Source organism: Xylanibacillus composti (assembly GCF_018403685.1).
GTDB lineage: Bacteria > Bacillota > Bacilli > Paenibacillales > K13 > Xylanibacillus > Xylanibacillus composti.
Genome location: NZ_BOVK01000025.1, coordinates 66,076 through 84,761 on the forward strand (window position 1 = coordinate 66,076; position 18,686 = coordinate 84,761).

The 18,686-nt window shown below is 54.4% G+C and carries 11 protein-coding genes and 1 pseudogene; 4 read left to right on the top strand and 8 right to left on the bottom strand.

All coding sequences use genetic code 11. The features are described 5' to 3' along the window. Nucleotides 1-145: 145 nt before the first annotated feature. From XYCOK13_RS10135 to gltB, 7 genes are all read right to left on the bottom strand, one after another. Entirely contained in the window at nucleotides 146-697 is a 552-nt protein-coding gene (locus XYCOK13_RS10135; RefSeq protein ID WP_213412030.1) for a DUF4825 domain-containing protein, read from the bottom strand. Nucleotides 698-735: 38 nt separating this feature from the next. Beyond that, the gene (locus XYCOK13_RS10140; RefSeq protein ID WP_213412031.1) at nucleotides 736-1,416 is read right to left on the bottom strand and encodes a hypothetical protein; all 681 of its coding nucleotides are present in this window, start codon (nucleotides 1,414-1,416) and stop codon (nucleotides 736-738) included. A 459-nt stretch (nucleotides 1,417-1,875) separates the two neighbouring features. Further along, entirely contained in the window at nucleotides 1,876-2,349 is a 474-nt protein-coding gene (locus XYCOK13_RS10145; RefSeq protein ID WP_213412032.1) for a Dps family protein, read from the bottom strand. A gap of 506 nt (nucleotides 2,350-2,855) precedes the next feature. Then, entirely contained in the window at nucleotides 2,856-4,700 is a 1,845-nt protein-coding gene (locus tag XYCOK13_RS10150) for an ABC transporter ATP-binding protein (RefSeq protein ID WP_213412033.1), read from the bottom strand. 51 nt (nucleotides 4,701-4,751) lie between these two features. Then, a complete protein-coding gene (locus tag XYCOK13_RS10155; protein ID WP_213412034.1) occupies nucleotides 4,752-6,509 on the bottom strand; it encodes an ABC transporter ATP-binding protein in 1,758 nt (585 codons plus the stop codon). A gap of 273 nt (nucleotides 6,510-6,782) precedes the next feature. Further along, a complete protein-coding gene (locus XYCOK13_RS10160; RefSeq protein ID WP_213412035.1) occupies nucleotides 6,783-8,273 on the bottom strand; it encodes a glutamate synthase subunit beta in 1,491 nt (496 codons plus the stop codon). Between the two features lie 22 nt (nucleotides 8,274-8,295). Next, entirely contained in the window at nucleotides 8,296-12,894 is a 4,599-nt protein-coding gene (gene gltB, locus XYCOK13_RS10165) for a glutamate synthase large subunit (protein ID WP_213412036.1), read from the bottom strand. Between the two features lie 611 nt (nucleotides 12,895-13,505). On the opposite strand from gltB, the gene XYCOK13_RS10170 reads away from it, so the two are divergent. From XYCOK13_RS10170 to XYCOK13_RS21900, 3 genes are all read left to right on the top strand, one after another. Further along, on the top strand, nucleotides 13,506-14,102 hold the full coding sequence (locus tag XYCOK13_RS10170; protein WP_213412037.1) for a TVP38/TMEM64 family protein: 597 nt from the start codon (nucleotides 13,506-13,508) through the stop codon (nucleotides 14,100-14,102). 81 nt (nucleotides 14,103-14,183) lie between these two features. Next, a complete protein-coding gene (locus tag XYCOK13_RS10175; protein WP_213412038.1) occupies nucleotides 14,184-15,242 on the top strand; it encodes a peptidoglycan DD-metalloendopeptidase family protein in 1,059 nt (352 codons plus the stop codon). A gap of 72 nt (nucleotides 15,243-15,314) precedes the next feature. Beyond that, a complete protein-coding gene (locus XYCOK13_RS21900) occupies nucleotides 15,315-15,755 on the top strand; it encodes a bactofilin family protein (protein WP_244865108.1) in 441 nt (146 codons plus the stop codon). A gap of 192 nt (nucleotides 15,756-15,947) precedes the next feature. On the opposite strand, the pseudogene XYCOK13_RS21905 reads toward XYCOK13_RS21900, so the two are convergent. Continuing rightward, nucleotides 15,948-17,663 (bottom strand): annotated as a pseudogene (locus tag XYCOK13_RS21905) (7TM diverse intracellular signaling domain-containing protein); the annotation flags it as partial. Between the two features lie 469 nt (nucleotides 17,664-18,132). On the opposite strand from XYCOK13_RS21905, the gene XYCOK13_RS10185 reads away from it, so the two are divergent. After that, nucleotides 18,133-18,618, top strand: a complete 486-nt coding sequence (locus XYCOK13_RS10185) for a C40 family peptidase (RefSeq protein ID WP_213412040.1) — start codon at nucleotides 18,133-18,135, stop codon at nucleotides 18,616-18,618. Nucleotides 18,619-18,686 lie beyond the last annotated feature (68 nt).

Below are 18,686 nucleotides of genomic sequence, written 5' to 3' on the forward strand. Positions count from 1 at the left end.
TTGTTGCAGGCTTCGGCGATCCTTATTTTTGTTTGCCTGATATAATCCTAATAATAGTGAGCGGAGCTGTAATAAAAAAACAAGCCTCATGCAATACCATGAGACTTGTCGTGAAACAGGTCCAGTCCCGCTCCCCAGCGCGCACTTATTCGGTTACTATTGGGTACTGCTGCAGGAATTGCTCGCGCGCAGCCTTGTTGCCCACAAGACCATCCAGCACCGCCTCTTCCCACATAGCGGGATCCTCAAGGAAAACTGCCGGTTCCACACCGAGCCAGGACGTCAGTCCCTCTCTCTGAAGGACAAGGAAATGCTTACGTACATCTTCGTTCAACTGCAGCGTGACTTGCTCGGCATTCCCTGTAAACAACAACAAGGCGGCTGCGTTATGAACAAGCAGTTGCTCTAACCGGTCTTCGTGCAGCCAGAACATACGAAATTGTTCCTCGCTAATCGCACTATCTTCCTGCAGACCATATTGAACGATTAAGTGATGGCCGCTAATTTCCATCCCTTGAAAGTTCCTGTTGCCCGGCAGGCGCATGATCAACTCCCTGTTTTTATTCGCGTCTCCTACATAAGGATGTGCGCCATCTTGCAAGTCTTCCACTTGTACATCTTCAATGTCGAGCATCCCATTTGTTTCCGATTGGCCGCATGCTGTCAGGATGAGAATAAGTGACAATCCTATCAGCAATATTCCCCGACCTCCTGCAACCAATGCGCCCCCCTTATTCAGTAGTTCCACTGGCTCTCCGTCCTCCCTGTCAACTTTTTGCTATCTACGCTTCCGTCCGATTGAAGACGGTACACATTTTCTGGGGTCAAGATATAGAGAGAATCTTCAATACTTGTCATTGCAATGGCACTTCCTGTTTCTGCAATGTAGTAGCGCTGATTCACCCTTCCTTCCTCCAAGGATACTTCTTCGATCACGACACCGCTCCTGCCCGAGGACACGAAAAGCTTGCTTTCCATCACCAACATTAAGTTGGGGACGTTACCAACCGTCGTATACTCATCCACTTGCAACTGATCGTTCAGCACAGCAATGCGATTGTCCTCCACCGCTGTTCTGCCATCATCGCTATACCCCATTAATGTAACCAGTATGGAGTCTCCTACCAGTAAGGAGCCAGCGAAGGAACGATCATCAATGGGCTGATCAATCCACAACTTTGACTCCAGGTGATAATAACCAATGGAGGAAGCAGGCTCGCCGCCCACAAAGAGAAAATGTAAGCCATCGCGGCCATCGTCATAAACGATTCGCTTCGGCGCTTCAGGCAATTCAATCGATTCGCTACATTCCAGATCGTTCAGGCTGCATCGATCCAGCCAATACCCGCTTTCGTCCGCCCGGAATGCAAACAGATTGCCTGCCCCAATCACGATATGCGGGTTACTCGCCTGCAATTCTCCTCTGAAAATGTTTCAATGGGAGTCCCTTGCACATAAATTTTACCGCTTGTCGGCGTATCAAGCAATCCAATCAGATGAAGCAATGTAGATTTACGCAGTCTATGTTCTCTCGGTTCTTTGCCACTTTCTGCCCTTCAAACTCCATCCTCGTAAACATTACAGGATTCAGGTATGTTATGGCTTGGAAGGTTTCTTGCCCTGTCTCTGCCAGGTATTAGTCATACGCTTTTATACAGAAGATTCCCAATACGCAAATATCCATGATATACAGGGACTTGGTTTGGTTTCTCCCGTTATCAGACTTTAACCAGCGGGTAGACGCATACTTCCAGAGCACGTCTCCATGCAAAAAAACAGCCCCTTTCGGGACTGCCTTGCTCGATCTATATGGTTCGTTCGTATTCCGGGTCGGGCTTTGTACACCCTCCAGGTCAAATTGGGCCTCGTCTCTGCTTACTTGCCCAAGTATGCGCGGAACATCCAGTTGTGCTTCTCCAGGCTTTGGCGAATGCCAAGCAGCATGTCGGCTGTTGCATCGTCATGATTCTCTTCGGCAATCGCAATGCCGTCATTCAGCTCGCTAATGAGTGTGCCGAAATCGGCAAAGACCGATTCCACCATCTGTGCAGCCGATTCTCCTCCGTTCGCTTCCTGAATGGATGCAACCGCCAGCGCTTCCTTCAGCGTAGCGACCGGACTGCCGCCGAGTGTCAAGATGCGTTCCGCCAATTCATCCAGGTAGCCGGCCCCTTCGGTGTAAAGCTCCTCAAACTTGGCATGAAGCGTGAAGAAGTCAGAGCCTTTCACAAACCAGTGGTAGTTGTGCAGCTTGGTGTAGAGCACCGTCCAGTTTGCAACTTGCTTATTCAACACTTTCGTTAAGTTCGCCGCCTGAGCATCCGTTTGCGTAAGCATTTCTGTTGTCATCAGGATCATCTCCTTATTTATAATAATTATAATTTAATAATTATTATATACTAATGTGCACCTTTCTTCAACCCCGATTTCGCACTTCCTCCTTCTCCTTTTCCCGACAGTTCTGCCTTCTGCCCTGCTATTGGTATGGTGCCGCTGTTTGGCTGCCCGCATTCAGGCTTGTCATAGTTTGCCTCGAAGAGGCTGCATTTATTTGACTTTGACCCTTTTTATTCACGTCCGGACCGTTATTCTTCTTCCATATGCTTATCCCCGCTTGTACTTTCTGTACCCAACAGGATGCTGATTCAATCACCCCCTCCCTCTCCCATCCAACCTCGCACCGATTCGCGCAGGTCGCATATGATGCAATCGTGCTATGGCTGGCAGCTGCTTCTCTTCGTACCGCACCTGTCAAGTGAAGCCTAAAAAAAAGCACCGAGCGCCAATTAGGCCTCGATGCTTTTGATTCCCTATCCCGGACAGCATGGCTGCAGACGGTTTCTCTCCGAAAGACCTCACCTACTCTCTTCCTCCAGAATGTTGAACTGCGCCTTGACGAGCTGGAAGTATTCGCCCCCGAGCTCCATCAGCTCTTGGTGATTCCCCTTTTCAATAATGTTGCCGTGATCGAGTACCAGGATTTGATCGGCGTCGCGAATTGTGGACAGGCGATGAGCGATCATGATCGCAGTCCGCCCCTTCAGCAGCCGCTTCAGCGCTTGCTGAATAACGATCTCCGTCTCGGTGTCGATGCTGGCAGTCGCTTCATCCAAAATCAGAATGCGCGGATCGGCCAGCAGCGTACGGGCGAAGGACAGCAGTTGCTTCTCGCCCATCGACAAGATGTTGCCGCGCTCCTCCACTTCCGTTTCGTACTTGTCGGTCAATCGCTCGATAAATTTGTCCGCGCCTACAGCTTTGGCGGCTGCGATGACTTCCTCATCCGTGGCGTCCGGCCGGCCGAAGCGGATATTATCCATAATCGTGCCGGAGAAAATGAACGTGTCCTGTAGTACGATGCTTACCTGCTTGCGCAAGCTGTCCAGCGTCAAATCCCTGAGATCCTGCCCATCGATCAGAATGCGCCCTTGCGTCGGATCATAGAAGCGGCACAGCAAATTGACAATCGAGGATTTGCCCGATCCGGTATGTCCGACTAGCGCAATCGTCTCGCCCGGCTGCACCTCCAAGTTAATGCGATGCAGCGCGATCCGCTTTTCATCGTAAGAAAATTGCACATTGTCAAAGCGAATATGGCCTTTGATTTCGCCCAGCTCAATCGCATCTTCCTTCTCGACGACGTTTGAGCGCTCGTCCAGAAATTCGAAGATCCGCTCAGACGAGGCCATCGCCATCAGCAGCTGGTTATACATCTGGCCGATTCGTTGGATCGGCTCCCAAAATTGCGGCAAATACAGGACAAATGCTACAAACACATACAGTTCAATCGCTTGCTGATTGTAGAGAAACACGCCGAACAGAATCAAAATCGCGGTCCCGATCGCTCCCGTCACTTCCACAACCGGCCGGAACATAGCTGCCCGACTGACCGCCACGCGCCACCCTTCGAAGTTGTCGCGGTTCATGCGCTGGAAGAAGCCCATATTCTCTTGCTCTTGCGTATAAGATTGCGTAACGCGAATGCCTTGAATGCTCTCGTTCAAGTGCGAATTCAGCCTTGACTGCTTCAGGCGGACTTGCTGGAACGCACGGCGAATGGCGCGGCGCAGCTTCACCGAGAAGAAGAACATCACCGGCACAATGACCATAACGGCCACCGTCAAAGTCGGGCTTAAGTAGAACAGAATCCCGACAATCCCGATCAACATCAAAATATCGGTCATCAGGTTGATAATCCCGTTCGTAAACAGCTCCTGCAGGGAATTGATGTCATTCGTGATCCGAACCAGGATCGAGCCGGCTGAGCGCTGGCCGAAAAATCGGTGCGACAGCCGTTGAATATGGGAAAACAAGTGTTGGCGCAAGTCGAATATGACCTTCTGCCCCAATTGGTTCATCCAGGCGATCCGATACTTGTTCCCGAACCATTGGAAGATGTACAGCAGGGCAATGGCTGTAACCAGCTTCCACAGCAGACTGACGTTGCCTTCCAGAGCGACATTGTGCAGAACGTGGGCGATAATTAAGGGAACGACCAGCCGCACTCCGGTCGCCACCAGCATCGCGAATATCGCCAACGGCAGCAGCGTAAGAGAATAAGGCTTCATGTAATGGAACAAACGTAGCAGCTGGCTCCAGTTAAACGGCTTCTCCATGGCGCTGTCGCTGGAATAGTGGAAGCGTTCCTTCTTCGGATTGAACCCCTCATGATACACTTCATGTGCTTGACTGCTGCTCATAGCTTGCACATCCTTTATTATCCGATATTATGTGTATTCGTTTACAAACTGTCAGACGGCTTTGCCTTGCATAACCAATTCATGATCTTGGAACTGGATATCGTAGATGCGGCGGTACGCCCCGTGCTCCATCCGCACCAATTCCTCATGGGTGCCGCGCTCTACAACCTTGCCTTGATCCAGAACGATAATTTCATCCGCATGCTTCACCGAGGAGATGCGATGGGCAATGATAAAGGTTGTTCTGCCCTCCATCACCTCACGCATCGCGGCTTGGATTTTGACCTCGGTCTCCATATCCACAGCACTTGTGGCATCGTCCAATATGAGAATGCTCGGATTGACGCAAAGCGCGCGAGCGATGGATACCCGTTGCTTCTGTCCGCCGGACAACCCGCCGCCGCGCTCGCCAAGAACGGTATCGTAGCCATCCGGCAGCTCCTGAATAAATTCGTGCGCGTCCGCCCGCTTGGCCGCATCGATAATTTCCTCCATCGTCGCGTCAGGACGCCCATACGAAATGTTAGCCTTAATCGAAGCGGAGAACAGGAACGGCTCCTGCAGCACGAAGCCAATATTCGAGCGAAGTGTCTTCAGGTCATAATCGGAGACAGGCTTGCCGTCAATCAGCACGCGTCCTTGCTTCGGTTCGTAGAAGCGGGCAATCAGTTGGGTTATGCTTGTTTTGCCTGCGCCAGTAGCGCCCATGATCCCGATCGTCGAACCAGGCTTGGCATCGAAGCTTACTTGCTGCAGAGCGTTCTGGTCTTCGCCGGGATAGCGGTGCGTCACATTTTCAAATTGAACATGACCGGCAAGCCGCACCTCCCGAATCGGCTCCGCAATGTTGCGAATATCTTCTGGCTCATCCATAATTTCAAGCAGCCGCTCGCCGGCCGCCTTGGACTGTGAGTACGTATTCAACACAAAGCCGATGTGCATCAGCGGCATGACAATATACCAGATCAAGCTGAAGAAAGCCAGCAGCTCCCCTGGCTGCATCTGCCCATCCACGACCAGCCAGCCGCCATAAGCAAGCAGCACAATCACGCAGACATTCCCGATGAATTCCATTGCCGGGAAGAAGCGGGCCCAGATGTCAGCCGTCTTGATATGATTGTCCCGATAATCCGCATTCAGGCCGACGAAACGGTCAATCTCGAAATCCTCCTTGCTGAGCGCCTTGACCGTATTCATGCCGCTCACATTTTCCTGCACTTTCGTTGTAAGACGGGCGAGAGAGCGCCGAATCTCAAGAAAGGCGGGATGCACCCGCTTGTCGAAGCGATAAACCACTACCGCCAAAAATGGCATGACGGCCAGCGTGATCAGCGCAAGCGAGACATTCAAGTAAAGCATGACTCCGAATCCAAAAGCTGTAAGCAGCACAAAGTTCAGCACCTGCGCCGCTCCCATGGACAAGAAGAAGCGGAACGCTTCCACGTCCTGCGCCAGGCGCGACATCAAATCCCCGGTACGCGCATTGTCGTAGAACCGGAATGGGAGCACCTGAAGCTTGCGGTACAGCTCATTGCGGATTTCATACACCGAATGGATGCCGAACAGTTCTCCCAAGTATTGCTGCAAGTATTGGAAAAGTCCCTTCAGCAGCATAACGATAACCAGAAAAGCAACAGTCACGGCCAGCAAATGCTGACGATCCCCCAAGATCAGTTCGTCCACAGTAAATCCCAAGATCAGCGGGTAAATGACAGTTAAAGCGGTTACAAAAACCAAACTAACGACGGACATGACAAAATACTTCTTGTAGGGCCAGTAAAATTGCTTGAGTCTTCTAAACGTGCCCATTCTGTCTCCTCCCATCCTGCTGCTTCCTGATTTTTCACTCATCGAAGTGCAAGTATATCCCCAATCCGTCCAATGTTCAAATCGTGAATTCCATCATATTCCGTCGTATTGCTCTGTTTTGCGCCATTCATGGCGGTACGCTCCCGTTCACGCTATTCACGTCGTTTTTGCAATTGTTTTAACACAGTTCGTATGAGCCCCCGTCTCCCCCAACACGAAAGGCTGCCTCCAAGTCGTTATGACTTGGCGACAGCCCAAAAAATAAAGCTATATTCAATCAGGCAGGTTCGTGCTGCCCATCAAAAATTCATCCACGGCGCGTGCCGCTCCGCGACCCTCGTGAATCGCCCACACAACCAGACTTTGACCCCGACGCATGTCGCCGGCAGCGAATACGCCCGGCACACTCGTTGCGTATTTGCCCGGCTCCGCCTTCACATTGGAACGGGGATCGCGCTCCAGCCCGAGCTGTTCCGCTACCGCATCCTCCGGACCAAGGAACCCCATCGCCAGCAGTACAAGCTGGGCCGGCCATGCCTTCTCAGTATCCGGTATTTCAACCGGAACAAACCGCCCTTGCTCATCCTTCTTCCATTCGATTTCGACAGTGTGCAGCTCCTTCACATGCCCGTTCCCGTCGCCCACGAAGCGCTTCGTCTGGATGCAGTAGGCACGCGGATCTTGACCATAAACCGCCTTCGCCTCCTCCTGTCCGTAGTCAAGCTTATAAATGCGCGGGAATTGCGGCCACGGATTGCCCGCCGTCCGTTCCTCCGGACTGCGCGGCATGATTTCCAGCTGGGTGACGCTGCGGCACTGGTGGCGCAGCGACGTGCCGACACAGTCCGTGCCCGTATCGCCGCCGCCAATCACGATGACATCCTTGCCGGCCGCATTGATGTACCGGCCGTCCGCATGGCGGGAATCAAGCAGGCTCTTCGTATTGGCGCGCAGGAAGTCCATGGCGAAGTGGATGCCTTTAAGCTCGCGGCCTTCAATCGGCAAATCCCGCGGCTTCGTGGCCCCGCCGCACAGCACGACAGCATCATTGTCCTGCTGCAGCTTGCCGGCCGGAATGTCCTTGCCGATTTCCACACCTGTTACAAACTTCACGCCTTCCGCCGCCATGAGGTCGATACGCCGCTGCACCACCTTCTGCTTATCCAGCTTCATATTCGGGATGCCATACATCAGCAAGCCGCCAATGCGGTCCGCCCGCTCGTAGACCGTCACCGTATGGCCCGCCTTGTTCAGCTGGTCAGCTGCCGCCAGCCCGGACGGTCCCGAGCCGACAACGGCGACTTTCTTGCCTGTTCGGGTTTTGGGCGGGCTCGGCTGGATCCATCCCATCTCGAATCCCTTGTCTATGATGGATTGCTCAATGTTCTTGATCGTGACCGGCGTCTCTATCAAGCCGACCGTACAGGAGCCCTCGCACGGCGCCGGACAGACGCGGCCAGTGAATTCCGGAAAGTTGTTCGTCTTCAGCAGGCGGTCCAGCGCCTCCCGCCACTCCCCCCTGTAGACGAGATCATTAAATTCCGGGATCAGGTTATGAATCGGGCAGCCCGCAGCCATGCCGGCCAGCATGGTGCCGGTGTGGCAGTACGGGATCCCGCAATCCATGCAGCGAGCGCCCTGTATTCGCAGCTGCTCCTCTTCAAAGTGAAGGTGAAATTCCTCCCAATCCTTGATGCGCTCCAGCGGATCGCGATCAGCGGGCAGCGCCCGCTTGTATTCCATAAATCCGGTAGGTTTCCCCATTGCGCTCTCCTCCTTTCCCGCGTTAATTTCCGCTGACCCGCGCAGCGTCGCTCATGTTCGCTTCGAAGGCGGCCATCAACGCCGCCTCTCCGCTCAAGCCCGAAAGCTTGACGCGCTCGATCGCTTCCATCATCCGCTTATAATCGGTCGGAATGACCTTCACAAATTGCGGCGCGAACTCCTCCCAGCGATAGAGAATACGCTGCGCATGCTCGCTGCCCGTATATTTCACATGACGTTGAATCATGCTCTTGACTTCATTCATTTCAAAGTCATTGTCCAGCTGCTCCAACTGAACCATTTCCTTGTTCACCCGGCCCCTGAGCTCGCCCATTGTGTCCAGCACATAGGCGATGCCGCCCGACATGCCCGCAGCAAAGTTGCGGCCGGTGCTTCCGAGCACCACTACGCGACCGCCGGTCATATACTCGCAGCCATGATCGCCGACGCCCTCGACGACCGCACGGACACCGCTGTTGCGCACGCAGAACCGTTCCCCTGCGATGCCGCGAATGTAGGCCTCCCCGCTCGTCGCCCCGTAGAACGCAACGTTGCCGATAATGACATTGTTCTCCGGCACAAAGGTCGCCTTCTCGTTCGGATACACGACAATTCGGCCGCCTGACAGTCCCTTGCCGATATAGTCGTTGGCGTCCCCCTCCAGCGACAGCGTGATGCCCTTCGGCACGAAGGCGCCGAAGCTCTGTCCTGCCGAGCCGCGAAAATGCAGCTTGATTGTGCCGTCCGGCAGCCCCTCCGCTCCGTACCGCTTCGTCACTTCATGGCCAAGAATCGTGCCGACCACCCGGTTGATGTTGCGAATCGGCAGCACGGCATGCACCGGCTCCTGCCGCTCCAGCGCAGGCTTGCAGAGCTGCAGCAGCTCCTGCCGGTCAAGCGAGCGATCCAATCCGTGGTCTTGCTCGAACTTGCGATAGCGCCCAACCTCCGGTCCGACCTCGGGCTGGTGCAGCAGCGCGGAAAGATCCACGCCCTTCGCTTTCCAATGGCGGACGGCCTCGCGAGCCTCCAGCCTATCCGTGCGTCCAATCATCTCGTCAACCGTGCGGAAGCCGAGCTCAGCCATCCATTCCCGCAGCTCCTGGGCAATGAAGCGCATGAAGGTGACGACATGCTCCGGGTCTCCGCCAAATTTCTTGCGCAGCTCGGGATTTTGCGTCGCCACGCCTACTGGACATGTATCCATATGGCAGACGCGCATCATCACGCAGCCGAGGACGACGAGCGGGGCTGTAGCAAAGCCATATTCCTCTGCGCCCAGGAGGGCTGCAATCGCCACATCGCGGCCGCTCATCAGCTTGCCGTCCGTCTCGACGATGATCCGATCCCGCAGCTTGTTCAGGACAAGCGTCTGGTGGGTTTCCGCCAAGCCCAGTTCCCACGGCAATCCGGCATGGCGAATGCTCGTGCGGGGCGAAGCGCCCGTACCGCCGTCGTAGCCGCTGATCAGCACAACATCTGCACGGCCCTTCGCGACGCCCGCTGCAATGGTCCCTACCCCAACCTCAGATACCAGCTTGACGTTGATCCGCGCTTGCGGATTGGCATTCTTCAAATCATGGATCAGCTCCGCCAAATCTTCAATCGAATAGATGTCGTGGTGCGGCGGCGGAGAAATCAAGCCAACGCCCGGCGTAGACCCGCGCACCTCGGCAATCCACGGATATACCTTGTTGCCCGGCAGCTGTCCGCCTTCCCCCGGCTTCGCCCCCTGCGCCATCTTGATCTGTATTTCATCTGCGTTCGTCAAGTAATAGCTCGTTACCCCGAAACGCCCGGAAGCGACCTGCTTGATTGCGCTTCGCCGCAAATCGCCATTCGCGTCCGGGGTGAACCGCGCCGGGTCCTCTCCGCCTTCGCCTGTATTGCTCTTGCCGCCAAGTCGATTCATGGCTATGGCCAAAGCCTCATGCGCTTCCTTGGAGATCGAACCGTATGACATCGCTCCGGTTTTGAAGCGTCGGGTAATCGAATCTACCGATTCCACCTCTTCGATCGGCACTGGCTGCTTGTTCTTGAACTGAAGCAAGCCGCGCAGTGTATAGAGCTCCTGTTCCTGTTCGTTGATCATGCGGGAATACTGTTTGAACAGCCCGTAGTCGCCCGTTCGGCATGCCTGCTGCAGCGTGTGGATGGTATGCGGGTTATACAGATGAAGCTCGCCGTCCTTGCGCCATTGATGATCGCCGCCTGTATCCAGTGTGGCAGTGCGTCCCTCCTGGGCAGAGAAGCCCTTGCGATGACGCCTGCGCACCTCTTCGGCGATCACATCCAGCTTCACGCCACCGATGCGCGACGGTGTCCAGGTAAAGTACCGGTCGACAATCTCCGAGTGCAAGCCAATCGCCTCGAATATTTGCGCGCCGCGATAGCTCTGGATAGTGGAGATGCCCATCTTGGACAGCACCTTCACGATCCCCTTAACGGCAGCCTTCAAGTAATTGGCTTCCGCCTTCTCATAAGAAATCGAAGACAGCATGCGCTTCTCAATCATAGAGGCCAATGTCTCCAAGGCGAGATAAGGATTGACCGCACTCGCTCCATAGCCGATCAGCAGGCAGAAGTGATGAACCTCGCGCGGTTCTGCCGATTCCACGATGAGGCTCACCTTGGTGCGCGTTCCCTGGCGAATCAAATGATGATGCAGGCCGGATACGGCAAGCAAGGCCGGGATGCCTGCCAGCTCGAGATCGACACCCCGGTCGGAGAGAATGAGCAGGTTATGTCCTGCGGCGATCTGTTTGTCCGCCTCTGCGAACAAGCTGTCCAGCGCCTGACGCAAGCCGGCCTCTCCGTCTTCCGCCTTATACAGAATCGGCAGCGTTGCGGCGCTGAAGCCCTCGCGTCTTACATGGCGCAGCTTCGCCAATTGGGCGTTCGTGAGAATCGGAGACTTCAGATGAATATGGCGGCAGCTTTCGGGCACGGGCCGGATCAGATTCCCTTCCGAGCCAATCGTCGTGCCTGCCGCAGTCACAATCTCCTCGCGTATCGCGTCAATCGGCGGATTCGTCACCTGCGCGAACAATTGCTTGAAGTAGTTGTACAGCAGCTGAGGCCGCTCCGACAGCACTGCCAGCGGCGTATCGACACCCATAGCGCCGATCGGATCGACCGCCTGTGTCGCCATGGGCGCCAGCGTCTTGCGCAGCTCTTCATACGTGTAGCCGAATGCCTGCTGCCGCTGCAGCACAGTATCGCTATCGAGGACAGAAAGCCCGCCCGGCTCCGGCAAGTCTTCCAGCTGAACGAGATGCTCGGCAAGCCATTCGCCGTAAGGATGCGCAGTAGCAATCGCTGTCTTCACTTCCTCGTCTGTTACGATCCGTCCCTCATCCAGATCGACCAGCAGCATGCGGCCTGGCTGCAGCCGCTCCTTCAGCACAACATCCTCGGGCGGCACCTCCAGCACGCCGACCTCCGAAGCCAATATAATCCGATCATCCTTCGTTACATAATAACGGGACGGGCGCAAGCCGTTGCGGTCAAGGACTGCCGCGATTTGCCTGCCGTCCGTAGCCACAATCGCAGCCGGGCCGTCCCAAGGCTCCATCAGACAGCTGTGATATTCATAGAAATCCCGCTTCTCTCGACTCATCGATGCATGATTCGCCCACGGTTCAGGAATCATCATCATGAGCGAATGCGCGAGCGAGCGGCCGGAGAGCGTCAAAAATTCCAGGGTATTGTCGAACATCGAGGAATCGCTGCCCTCCTGATCGATGACAGGCAGCACCTTCTTGAAATCGTCACCGAACAAATCGGTATCACACAAGGCTTCGCGGGCACGCATCCCATTCACATTGCCGCGCATCGTGTTGATTTCTCCATTATGAATCATATACCGATTCGGATGGGCCCGCTCCCAGCTCGGGAACGTATTGGTGCTGAAGCGGGAATGCACCAGCGCCAGCGCGGATTCAACCGCCGGATCGCGCAGGTCAAGGTAAAACGTATCCAGTTGATCCGTCGTCAGCATCCCCTTATACACGATCGTTCTCGAGGATAGGCTGGCAAAATAGAAATATTCGCCTCCCGGAATAGGCTCCTCCCCTCTGACAGCATTCTCCGCCCGCTTGCGGATCACATACAGCCTGCGCTCAAAAGGCAGACCCTCCTCCACGGTGCTGTCCCTGCCGATAAATATTTGGCGGATGACCGGTTGAGTAGAACGGGATGCCTCGCCTAGCAGCGTATTGTCCACAGGAACGGTGCGCCAGCCGATTACCTGCTGTCCTTCTTCCCGGATGATGCTTTCCAGGATTTGCTCGGCTTGCTGGCGCTCTCCCGGATCGGGACTGAAGAAGGCCATGCCTACACCGTAGCTGCCTGGATCGGGAAGAGAGATGTTCTTCTTAAGGGCTTCCTTGCGCAAAAACTTGTGGGGGATCTGGAGGAGAATGCCTGCGCCATCGCCGGAGTTGGTTTCGCTGCCTTGGCCCCCGCGGTGGTCCAGATTCGTCAGAATCGTCAGCGCCTGATGCACAATTTCGTTCGACTGCTCGCCCTTGATATGAGCAACAAAGCCGATTCCGCATGCGTCATGTTCAAATTGCGGGTCATACAGACCCTGTTTGGGTGGCATTCCAATTTGTTTCATGCAGCGCAACCTTTCTTTTTGAAATTTTCCGTATAAATAGTTACGAAATTGTCTGAATATTCATTACAGTCAGTGTATCAGACCGCTTTCTCGTCCGCTAATTCAATCTTTTTATAACCCTGATAAAAGCCAAGTCTCCCCTCTAATTACTGAACAATCGCAATCCACCCATTGTCGACCATATCCTTGACAGGTGGTGTCAGCTATTCTGTTCCCTCATCGCGATTTTGCATAGTTATGCAAGTCCCCCGCTTCCCTCCAACCATGCATCTCCCCTATGAGCTCGATATAGCCATCCCCCTTTTTGTATAGTTTCTTGGGTTCAACATGAACGTGCGCTTTATAAACACCGTGCGTCTTCATCCATTTTTTCGGCCTTTGATGAACTATTTTATGTGCGTCCATAATGTCCAAATTCGATTAAACAAGAAGAACATGCATGAAAGCCTCGCGAAAGGTCAGGCTGGACGGCGCCACCCCCTTGCATATTCGGACTGCAGCAGCGAAACTTGCGTGCCCTTATGAACGTTGTATACAATCACGTATAGAGAGCTGCGGCTTCCCTGCCCGTTAGAGTACAAGCCGCACATCGAGGATTAGGAGGAGTCAGCGTGAACGGATTCAATTTCGATCAATGGAAGCAAATCGACAAGGAGGCTATCGAGCAACTGCTGGACCAATATGCCGCCTTGGGGCCGCTTCCCGGCATTTTATTGCCGCTGCTAGAGTCCTTTATCCCGGTCTTGCCCCTCATCGTCATCCTGCTCGGCAATGCCGCATCGTACGGAACCGGACTCGGATTTTTGTATTCCTGGATCGGGGTCGTCTCCGGCTCGTCCATCGTCTTTCTCCTGGCCCGCCGCTTCGGCAGCCGGCTTCGCTCCTATACAGAGAGAAAGCTTCCCAAGGCCGGAACGTTCTTTCACTGGATCGAGAACAAAGGCTTCACACCTATCTTTCTGTTGGCCTGCTTCCCATTCACCCCATCCTTTCTGGTCAATGTCGTCTCCGGCATGTCGATGATTCCGTTCCGCATCTTTCTTATCGCGATCATGCTGGGGAAAGGCATTATGATCTTCCTTGTATCGCTAGTTGGCGGAGAATGGCGCGACTTCGTCGAGCATCCGTCCAAGCTGGCCTTGGCCGGCGCACTGCTTTTCGCCATGTGGCTGGCTGGCAAGCAGGTCGAATCCAAAATGGCGCCCTGATTCCAGTCCGAGGTTATATCCGCCAGCATCGGGTCATATACATGGATTAGCATGATAATGCGATAAGGTTGGTGAAGCGATATGAGACCTCGCCATTTAGTCAAACCGTCGAAAAAGCTAACCTTCCTTCTGCTGTCCCGCACAGACCGCCCTGTTCGCCGCTTCAAAATATCCAAGAGAGCCTTGGTCGGCGTCCCTGCAGCCGTAGCAGCTGCCGCAGCCGGGAGCGCCATATGGCAAGCAGGCATTCAAGCGCATTTACAAGTCAAAATCGCCGAACTGGATGAACAGCTGGCCAAAAAACAGGAGCAATATATCGAGATGGAAAATCGCAAGGATGCCACAATCGGCAGTCTGCAAACCGAAATCATCACACTGTCCGAACAGAGCCAGAAGCTGCAGCAAGAAATGGATGCCATCTTCGCACTGCAGGACGAATTAAAGGCAATGGCTGAGGAGGAAGGAGTAGACTGGCCGGAACTGCCCGGGGAAACTGACAGCAACCCGAAGGGACAGCCGGTTACCATCTCTAGTGTCGGCGGAAGCGCCAGACCGGACAGCCCTGCCATCCCGCGAGTCAACATTGCCGCTGCTGGCGGCCTGCATACACCTGCAACCAATGACCACATGAATGCGCTCATCGCGGAGACGAAAACGGAGCTTACCCAAACTGCCGTCCATCTGGAGGAACTGGCCGAGCAGATGGAAGCTTCCCGCAAAGCATTGGAGACCAAAATCCATCGCCTGCGCACAACGCCATCGATCTGGCCGGCTTCATCCCGCCGAATCACCTCAGGCTTTGGCATCAGACGCGATCCGTTCACCGGCCGCGCCTCCTTCCACGCAGGCTTGGACATCGACGGCAGTCAGAAGGATCCCATTTATGCCGCTGCGGACGGGACTGTCGAGACTGTTGCTTCCGATGCGCAGCGAGGCAACTACATCATCCTCAATCACGGAAACGGGATCAAAACGGTCTATATGCACCTGTACAGCTTCAGCGTGGCAAAGGGCGATCAAGTAATGAAGGGAGACCGCATCGGGCGCATGGGCACCACTGGTCGAAGCACAGGAACGCACCTGCACTATGAAGTTCGGCGAAACGGCGAACCTGTCAATCCGATGGCATACTTAAGGTAGTTGACGAACATACGCCTTAGGTTCCTGATCCCTTAGCGGGAACCGCCCCATAAACAAGAGGAGGAAATGCATATGGTACTCGGAAAGAAGAACAATGCCAACCCGAATGAGACTGACACCATTATTGGAGAAGGCAGCAAAATTGAGGGGAAGATTACGAGCAAGGCCGGCCTGCGTCTGGACGGGCAGGTCGACGGCGACATCACATGCGCAGGGGATGTGACAGTTGGGCCGAAGGGGACAGCGAACAGCCAAATTCGCGCGCGCAACGTGTTCAATGCCGGCACCATTCATGGGGGCGTCATCACAGATGGCCTGTTGAGCATTACGGAATCGGGCAAGCTCTATGGCAACATTCGCGCAGGCGCACTGAGTATCGCCCAGGGCGGGCTGTTCCAGGGAGAAAGCCAGATGGAAACGAAAAAGGCCGAAGCTGGCGGCAGCAACGTCAAGTCCATCAACGAACACGAAAAGGATGCCGCCAAGCACGAGAAAGCAGCAGCATCCCGCTAATTGTCCAGGCTGCCAGCCCGAAAGCGCCCGTTTTCCGATCAGGAATGGCGGGCGCTTTCTTCCGGTACGGTCGGCAAGCGCACCTCCGCTATCGCCCCTCGCTTCTTGCCTCTCTTCAGCACCAGGGTTCCCCCGTGATCTTGAACGATTTTGCGCGATACCATCAAGCCGAGCCCTGTCCCCCCCCTCCTTCGTCGTATAGAAGGGGGTCCCCGGCTTGTCCCAATCGTCCGGCGCGATGCCGACGCCCTCATCCGCTATATCGATCCCGGCATGTCCGTTATCCGCCTGGAACAGCCGGACAACGACTTTGCCGCCCTCCGGCATCGCTTCTGCCGCATTCTTCAGCAGATTGAGCAGCACTTGCCTCAGCTGATTCGCATCACATCGAACGGATGGGGTTCGTTCATCTCCGACAAACTCAATCTGAATGCCCTTTTCCTGCCAGCTCGCTTCAAACAGGCGCAAACTGTCTGCGAGGATTTCCTGCAGGCGGATGATCTGACATGTCTCTTCCTTATGGGGCCTTGCCATAAGCAGAAACTCCTGCATGATTTGGTCCACCCGCTGGACTTCCCCGAGCATCACATCTATGGGCGGCCGAAAATCGGGTCTGCGCTGCATCAACTGAAGATTGCCCGAGATGACTGTGATCGGATTGCGCACCTCATGGGCCACACCCGCAGCCAGCTTGCCAATCAGCGTCAGCTTCTCCTGCTCCTTCACGCGCTCGCTCATGTCGATGAATTGCTTGAGCAAGGCGTGAAGCAACAGGAATACGAAGACCGTTGCCCCTATATAGGTGAAGGAAGGAAATTGAATATGCTGGAGGACCATGTTGTCCAGCATATCCAGTAAAGCTGTGACGCAAAAAATCAAGATTCCCAGCATTACAATGCCCGCGTGCTTTCTGCGCTTTCTCCAGGCGAGGAACAGATGCAGCCAGCCGATCGACATGAATGACAAAATCAGCACCTGCTCCACGAACAGAACCAGAGGGGTATCGATCCATTGCAGCGCCGCCAATGCGAGCAAGCCTATATCCGCGATGAGCAGCGCTTGCCACAACCGCCGAATGATCTTAAAGCGCCCCGAGCCGAACATATCTTCTATCCACTGCAGCAGGGCAATCACGGCAATAAACAACGCCAGCAATTCCATATACAGCATGATGATCGGGTGATTGACGAAGAAGATGAGGGAATCCGTTCTGCAGATGCTGTAAGTCCCGATCGCCAGCGTAAAAATCCCGAACGAACGAAAAAAAGGCCTGTTCTTGCTCCTAAAGTGCAAATACAGACCGACTGCGCCAACGAAAATAAACATCCAGCCGAAAATCCACTTTTTCCCGTCTTTTCGCAGTTCCCGCAGCAGAAAGGAAGAATGGTCTCCCCATTCCATCGCCTTCATCAATCCGGTATAGCTTCGGCTGGCATATATGCGAAGATAGAGGGTTTCCCCTGCCGCCGATTGAGGCAGCGACACGATGCGCACCGGTGTTCCGTGAAATCGCGAGGCATCGCCTTTCTCGGGCTCCCCGAAGGTATAAATCCGTTCACTGCCCAGATACAGCTCAAAGTGCTCATGGACTTGCACAGACAAGGCCGGATCTCGCAACTGTTCCTCCGGCAGCTTCGTCTTCAACCAGACATAGCGTCCTTGATAGTCCGCATGCGCGAACTGGGGAATGGCCGTTTCGGGAAGCGCATTCCAGCTTCCATGATCTTGCGTCCACAGGGGTATCCCTTCCGGCGTGAAGGGGGAATCGCCGTAGCGCACCTCCCAATCTGCCAGGCGGGATACGCTGCTGTCATGAGCCGCCCAGACTTCCGTATCCGGCATGCTCACGCAGCATAGAACAACAACAATGATCCACTTGGAAATGAAATTTCTTGAAAGGCGCCGCATAGTATAGCCTCATTCCGTAATTACTCTTGATGTTTTCGCTTTTCCCTATTGCGGTATACATGCTTGGCACTTCGACGCAGAATGACATTTTCCCTTCTTTTTTGACATATTTCGCCCCTTCCTCTTTTTGCCATCCCTCAACCGCTGCTGCCTTGCCCCGGCAAATCACTGCCGTCCCCAAAGGAAGAGAAACCAATAATCATACTACACTGCCAACAGATGACTCAAGAAGAAAATTCTCATCAAATTCTAAGAATCCCTCGCTTTTGCAGCCGTGGCGCCTGTTTGTGTATGCGGATGAATATTGTGGAATTTCCAACCGTGCTATAGTGAATAACGTGCCCTGCAAAGCAATCTCATCAATCCGGACTTACGAGGGCAGCCGCATTTATCGGACGAGTTCCCATCTCGCTTTTCCAGTAATCGGTGTTGGGTTCGGTGAACGACCATTCAAGGAGGATTCATCCATATGCCATTGTCATCATCTCTGTTCAAGCGTGTCTTGCTGTCTACCGGCCTCAGCCTATCTCTGCTGTCGGCTTCGCTCGCCATCCCGGCCGAGCCTGCTGCAGCCGCTTCCTATTCCCAATCCGTTAAAGCGCAGCATATCATTTCCACCGGCTCCGCCTATATGGGAACGCCTTATAAGTTCGGAGCTAGATCCGGTGTAACGTACCAATTTGACTGCTCGTCCTTTGTCCAGTATATCTTCAAGGCGAACGGCATTTCCTTGCCGCGCACTTCCCGCAGTCAAGCTCATTCCGGCTATTGGGTGGCCAGAGGCAACCTGCAGCCCGGCGATCTGGTCTTTTTCAAAGTTCCGGTATCCCATGTAGCCGTCTATATCGGAAACGGGAAGATCTTGCATACTTACGGTAAGCCCGGTGTCACCATTTCCAACCTGAACAGCGGATACTGGAATCGCCATTACAATACAGCCCGGCGCGTCATCTAAGCACGCCGCTTCATGCGGAGACATCTTGCGCTTTCCGTCCATGTCTATGCCCATGCATCTGGTATAAG

Coding starts and splice junctions, on each gene's coding strand:
- XYCOK13_RS10160 (WP_213412035.1), bottom strand. CDS start 8,273: ATGGGGAAACCTACCGGATTTATGGAATACAAGCGGGCGCTGCCCGCT.
- XYCOK13_RS10175 (WP_213412038.1), top strand. CDS start 14,184: ATGAGACCTCGCCATTTAGTCAAACCGTCGAAAAAGCTAACCTTCCTT.
- gltB (WP_213412036.1), bottom strand. CDS start 12,894: ATGAAACAAATTGGAATGCCACCCAAACAGGGTCTGTATGACCCGCAA.
- XYCOK13_RS10145 (WP_213412032.1), bottom strand. CDS start 2,349: ATGACAACAGAAATGCTTACGCAAACGGATGCTCAGGCGGCGAACTTA.
- XYCOK13_RS10150 (WP_213412033.1), bottom strand. CDS start 4,700: ATGAGCAGCAGTCAAGCACATGAAGTGTATCATGAGGGGTTCAATCCG.
- XYCOK13_RS21900 (WP_244865108.1), top strand. CDS start 15,315: ATGGTACTCGGAAAGAAGAACAATGCCAACCCGAATGAGACTGACACC.
- XYCOK13_RS10155 (WP_213412034.1), bottom strand. CDS start 6,509: ATGGGCACGTTTAGAAGACTCAAGCAATTTTACTGGCCCTACAAGAAG.
- XYCOK13_RS10185 (WP_213412040.1), top strand. CDS start 18,133: ATGCCATTGTCATCATCTCTGTTCAAGCGTGTCTTGCTGTCTACCGGC.